This is a genomic window from Ruminococcus callidus ATCC 27760, assembly GCF_000468015.1.
Lineage (GTDB): Bacteria > Bacillota > Clostridia > Oscillospirales > Ruminococcaceae > Ruminococcus_C > Ruminococcus_C callidus.
Window position 1 is genome coordinate 5,680 of record NZ_KI260500.1, and the last position, 6,082, is coordinate 11,761.

Sequence of the window (6,082 nt, forward strand, 5' to 3'; positions counted from 1 at the left end):
GCATCTGTCGCACAATCTTTGTGCGATATTGCCTTAACAGAATACGCTGGCATGCTGTTGCACATGCATTCGACAGGCACACGCCTGCCACACAACGCATTCCATTTTCATCATACCGCATATTTTTAGACGCAATATGTATATAAAGCAAATAATGAGGGAATATAGCAAATATCTCTCGTTTTTGCCGATACGCATCTGACAGTATTCCCGCGGGAACACTGCCAAACAGAGGAAATGAGAAACGAGAGCCACGCTCTCTCGATCGCGTTCGCATTTTGATGTGAACGCCTCTTGTGGGAAGCACTGATGAAATTCACCTGTCATCCTTTCCGCGGCAAGTTTCTTTCATCAGTGTTTCCACTGCACATCGACCGACAGCAGACACACGCCCGATCCCGCCAGCTTTCCCTTGCTGTCCCTTCGCGGCATCAGGTCCACAGGCGGAGAAGTGCTCCTGCTCCGCTGCCTGTCCATGTATTATGGAAACACTGAATAAAGCCCGCCTGACGGCTTTGTACGCAATCTGCGTGCAGATTTTTCGTCATATTGCCCAGAAATCCCTTGCCATACGGAAAGTATGCCTGCGGAATTTCTATGCAATCTGTCGACCGAAAAATCTGACGACGCATCTTACCACAAGCTTTGCTCGGTGTTTCTATTATGATTTCACATTTCCGTTCCTTTCGGACGATTTCTGATCGCCCATTTCTGCGGGGTTCTTCACCCCACAAAAAATCCCTTCACTATATACACAATCGAGCACCCCGAAATGTTGCACTTTCCAGAAAAAATTTTTGAGGTTTGTATATATGTACAATTTTGCGATCATCAAATTGTTAAAGATGCACAAATTCTGTTTTCCGGCAGAGATTTGCAAAAAAAGATTCCATTTTGCATCGATTTATGTTATAATAAGAAGAAGCACCGAAAAAATCGACGGCATGACAGGCAACTGTGCGAAACCTGTGCATAAGAGGCGTTGTCAGATTTTCCGGTGCGGTGAAACACAGATAAAGGTGGGCTTTCATGAACAAATACAAAAAACTCGTTTCGAATACGCTGATATTTGCGATCGGCTCATTCGGTTCCAAGATTCTGCTCCTGCTGCTGACGCGGCTTTATACGGGAAACATCAACCCCGGCGACAACAGCACGAAGGAGCTGCTGGAACAGACCGCAAACTTTCTGATTCCGATCATTACTTTTTCCATTGCCGATGCAGTCATTCGCTACGGCATTGACAAAAACTTCGACAACCGCAAGGTCTTTACTTCCGCCTGTGTGACAGAGCTGTTCGGCATCGGCATTCTGCTGCTGCTTTCGCCGGCACTCACCCTGCTGCCCTATACAGAGGGCTATGTGGTGCTGCTGGTGATCTACTGTATCACTTCCGGATTCCGACAGATCGCCTCCCAGTTTGTGCGGGCACGAGGGTTGGTGCGATTGTTTGCCATAGACGGCATACTCGCCACGCTGACCCTGTTCCTGTTCAATGTGACCTTTATTGCGGGATTCCATCTAGGTGTAACAGGCTTCCTGATCTCCGTGATCTTGTCCGACCTGCTGTCGGGGCTGTTCCTGTGGGCGGTCGCCGGACTGCACCGGTACTTCCGGCTGCGGTACATGGACAAGAAGATCTTACGCATGATGCTGCGGTTTTCCATTCCGCTGATCCCGTCCGCCCTGCTGTGGCTGGTGACCGGCTTTTCCGACCGGCTGTTTATCCGGTACATGTCCGGTCCGGCAGGACTGGTGGGCGAAACTGCCGCCGGTATCTACGGTGTTTCCACCAAGATCCCGAACCTGATCTCCACCATTTCCACGATTTTCTTTCAGGCGTGGAACATGTCCGCCATTGAGGAAAACGACTCCAAGGACAGAAGCCGGTTCTATCACCGTGTATTCGATACCTACCAGTCGTTCATGTTTATCGCCAGTACCGGACTGATCGTATTTGTCCGGATCCTGTCCAACATTCTGATCGATTCCAACACCTATCCGGAATACGCCACCGCGTTCCTCTATACGCCGGTACTGATCGTAGGCGTGCTGATGATGTGCTTCAACCAGTTCCTGAGCAGCGTTTACTCTGCGACCCAGCACACCACACACTCGTTCTGGACCAGTCTGGTGGCTGCAATCGTGAACATCGTGCTGAACATTATCCTCATTCACATCTGGGGCATCATGGGTGCGGCAATTGCCACATTCGCCAGCTACTTTGTCTGCTACTGTATCCGGATCGTGGACGCACGGAAGTATGTTCCGTTTCCGGTCAACCACGCCAAATTCGCCGCCAACACCGCCGCCCTGTTCCTGCTGGGCATTGTCGTGGTGGAGGCTCCGCCTATGTGGATTTTGATTCTGGCTGTGGGATTTGTCTTTATGGTGCTGTACAACTTCAACGCTATCACCCAGACACTGGGACAGCTTCGCCGCAGAAAATAACCTCATTTCATATGTGAAAGGACTGATTTTTATGGCAACCCCTCATAACGCAGCCGCCAAAGGCGACATTGCCAAAACCGTACTCATGCCCGGCGACCCGCTGCGGGCGAAATTCATCGCAGAACATTTTCTGGAAAATGCGGTATGCTACAATACCGTCCGCGGCATGTACGGCTACACCGGCACCTATCACGGCGTACCGGTTTCCGTACAGGGCAGCGGCATGGGCATGCCCTCGATCGGCATCTATTCCTATGAGTTGTTCCACGAGTATGACGTAGACCGGATTCTCCGCATCGGCACTGCCGGCGGCGTTGCCGACCACATTCACCTCCGTGATGTGGTACTGGGACAGGCTGCCTGCACGGACTCCAACTATGCGGCACAGTATCACCTCGCCGGCACATACGCCCCTATCGCCTCCTTCGCCCTGCTGGAACAAGCCTACCAGACTGCCGGCAGGCTGGGGATTCCGGTGCATGTGGGCAACCTGCTCTCCACCGATGTGTTTTACAACGAGCCAAGCCCTTTGCCGCAGTGGGCGAAAATGGGCGTGCTTGCCACGGAAATGGAGTCGGCTGCACTGTACATGAATGCTGCTGCCGCCGGAAAGGAAGCCCTGTGCATCGTAACTGTTTCGGACTGTCCGCTGCGGGGCGAATCCACCACCGCAGAAGAACGACAGACTTCTTTCACCGATATGATGCGAATCGCACTGGAAACTGCCTGTGCATAACACCAAAAAAACAACAGCCCGAGAATACTGGGCAATACCGCACAAAGTCGCCAGACGCTCTTTGTGCGGTATTGCCACTGTTATTCTCGGGCTGTATTTGTATATCATGTAAAGAAAGGAACATCTTATGCAAACACAGTTGATCTACCATTCCCCTCTGGGAAATATCCGCCTTACTGCCGAGGACAATGCTCTGACAGAAGCGGCTTTTGATGTGCCGGCAACACTGCCGCAATCACCTACACCGTTTTTGGAAAGCGTGTGCCGCTGTCTGGACACCTACTTCAATGGCAAGGCTCCGGAAACTACACCCCTGCTCCGTCCGGCTGGAACGCCGTTTCAGCTGCGGATCTGGCGGCTGGCACAGCAGATTCCCTTTGGCTGCACTGCCACATACGGCATGCTGGCACAGGAAGCTGCACGGGAAATGGGCATTCCTAAGATGTCCGCACAGGCGGTAGGTGGTGCCATGAAACGAAACCCCATTGCCATTTTCATTCCCTGTCATCGGGTGGTCGGTGCCAACGGCAAGCTGGGCGGCTATTTCGGCAATGACCGCCGGAAGATCGACCTGCTGACACTGGAGGGACAGGATATGCGGGGATTCCGGTTTTAGGCAATACCGCACAATCTTTGTGCGGTATTGCCTTTAATCTTCCCAGTCGTCGTCCTCGTCATCATACTCCGGCTCATCGCCGTAATCTTCGTATTCGAAATCGTCGTAGTCGTCGATCATGTAGTAATTTTTCAGCAGTTCAATGGCATCATAATCCCGACACTCTGCCGCTCTTTTGAGCCAGACCCTTGCCATTTCGTCGTCTTGCTCTACACCGGTGCCGTTCATGTAGCAATAGCCCAGCATGCCCATGGCACCGCCGTGATTCTGATACCGTGCTGCCATTCGAAACCATGCGACAGCTTCCTCATCTTCTTCGCTGTCATCGCCCTCATAGAGAAACATACCCATTAAATACTGTGCTTCCGGACAGTCCATCTGGGCCGCTTTATACACCAGACGCTTGGCAGTTTCCACATCGTCTTCCTCGTCCAGATAGTACATGCCCACGGAACAAATGGCATCGGGATAATTCTGGGCAGCAGAACGCTCATACCAGTCCATTGCCTTCTCTATATCCGCTTTTACACCGATACCGTCCTGATAGCAGATCCCCAGTGCATACTGTGCCTCTGCATAGCCCTGCATGGCAGACAGCCGCAGCCAGTACAGCATTTTCGGCACATTCTTTTTCACGCCTAAACCGAAACGATAGCTGTTGGCAAGCTGGAATTGTCCTTCTGCATCGCCCTGTTCCGCAGCATTCTGAAACAATTCCACTGCTTTTTCCATGTCCTCCTTGAAGCAGACCTTTCCCTGCTCCAGCACGTTGTATCCATCCTGATAGCAAACGCCCAGCTTCACCTGAGAACCAATATCGCCCAGTTCTGCGGCACGTTCCAGCCAACGGACTGCTTCGGCATCGTTTTCTCCGCTATCCTCATTCCGGAACAGAAGCGTGCCCAATGCGTACTGTGCCCCGACATAGTCCTGTTCAGCAGCTTTTCGAAGCCAGTGCAGTGCCAGTTCTTCATTCGGCGAAACGCCCTTTCCAAAATGATAACAGGTTCCCAGCATGTACTGAGCAATGGAAATGTTCGCTTCGGCGGCTTTCTGATACCACGGCACTGCCTGTTCTTCGGACTGCTCCGTTCCCAGCCCGTTGAAATAACAGTCTGCCAGATTAAACATAGCAGATTCGTCACCAGCTTCTGATGCCTTCTGAAAATACTGAAATGCCTTTTCCTGATCTTGCTCTACGCCGTTCCCGTCCATATAGCAGCGTCCCACCATATTGACCGCAGCGGGGTTGCCAAGCTCCGCTGACTTCTGAAACCACTGAAAAGCTTCTTCCGCATCTTTGGGCACCACGTTGCCTTCCAGATAGCATTCCCCTAACCGCATCGTGGAATACATACAGCCCTGTTCTGCTGCCTGCCGCAGCCACGCAATGGCTTTTGCGGTATCCGTTTCAGAACACCGCTTGTCCAGTATCAAAGATGCCGCCAGATACTGAGCACTTTCACTCCCCGATTCCGCAGCACGGGCATACCACGTATAAGCTTCTTCAATATTTGTTTCTGTTCCAATGCCGTAATAATAACAATGCCCTAATTCAAAAAACGCCTGTATCCGCAGATGATCTTCAAGGTTGCCTTCCAGAGCAGAAGATTGCAGCAACAAAAAGCCGCGGTGCCTGCGTTCTTCCTCGTGGCAGTCCTCTTTCGGAGTTTCCACAAGATATACACCCAATATCGCAGCCGCATTATCATCATGCTGTTCTATGGCACGTTCCATCCACGGAATCCCCTGTTCTGTTTCTTCTACGGCATCAAAATCATAGAAATAATGAATCCCCATTGTCGTCAGTGCCTCGCCGTACTCCTGTTCCGCAGACTTTGTGAGCCAATACAGGAATTGTTCCTCATCTTTTTCCACACCAACTCCATGCAGAAAACACATTGCGGTCTGATACTGTGCAGATGCATCGCCTTCTTCTGCGTGCTTCTGAAACCACGTATATGCTTCTTTCTGTTCTGCCGGATTGTCATCGTCCAGCTGTTTCAGCCGATATTCATAATTTTTCGGGTTCATCACATCTGCCGAACTGGTCTTTCGCAGCCAGTCAAATCTTCTCTTTTTCATCACCGTTCCCCTTTCTGAGAGCCTGTGCGTAGTTGCCCATATTTCTCCGTAATCGTGATACTTATTATAATGCAAAATAACAAGTGTGTCAAGTGACATAAGGCAATACCGCATAAAGCCCGCCTGACGATGAATCCTATACACAAGCTTTAATCCGTGTTTCCCTAAGGCAATACCGCACAAAGAGCGTCTGG

The 6,082-nt window shown here is 51.2% G+C and carries 4 protein-coding genes; 3 read left to right on the forward strand and 1 reads right to left on the reverse strand.

Annotated elements, in window-relative coordinates; all coding sequences use genetic code 11:
* Positions 1 to 1,029 precede the first annotated feature (1,029 nt).
* From RUMCAL_RS13835 to RUMCAL_RS13845, 3 genes are all read left to right on the forward strand, one after another.
* Positions 1,030 to 2,451, forward strand: a complete 1,422-nt coding sequence (locus RUMCAL_RS13835) for an MATE family efflux transporter (RefSeq protein ID WP_021683647.1) — start codon at positions 1,030 to 1,032, stop codon at positions 2,449 to 2,451.
* A 31-nt stretch (positions 2,452 to 2,482) separates the two neighbouring features.
* Positions 2,483 to 3,187, forward strand: coding sequence for a purine-nucleoside phosphorylase (gene deoD / locus RUMCAL_RS13840; RefSeq protein ID WP_021683648.1), 705 nt, complete (start codon positions 2,483 to 2,485; stop codon positions 3,185 to 3,187).
* A 127-nt stretch (positions 3,188 to 3,314) separates the two neighbouring features.
* Entirely contained in the window at positions 3,315 to 3,803 is a 489-nt protein-coding gene (locus RUMCAL_RS13845; RefSeq protein WP_021683650.1) for a methylated-DNA--[protein]-cysteine S-methyltransferase, read from the forward strand.
* A 33-nt stretch (positions 3,804 to 3,836) separates the two neighbouring features.
* Here RUMCAL_RS13845 and RUMCAL_RS13850 read toward each other — a convergent pair whose 3' ends face one another.
* Positions 3,837 to 5,888 carry an SEL1-like repeat protein gene (locus RUMCAL_RS13850; RefSeq protein WP_040648403.1) on the reverse strand — a complete coding sequence of 684 codons (2,052 nt, stop codon included), beginning with the start codon at positions 5,886 to 5,888 and terminating at the stop codon, positions 3,837 to 3,839.
* Between the last annotated feature and the right edge of the window lie 194 nt (positions 5,889 to 6,082).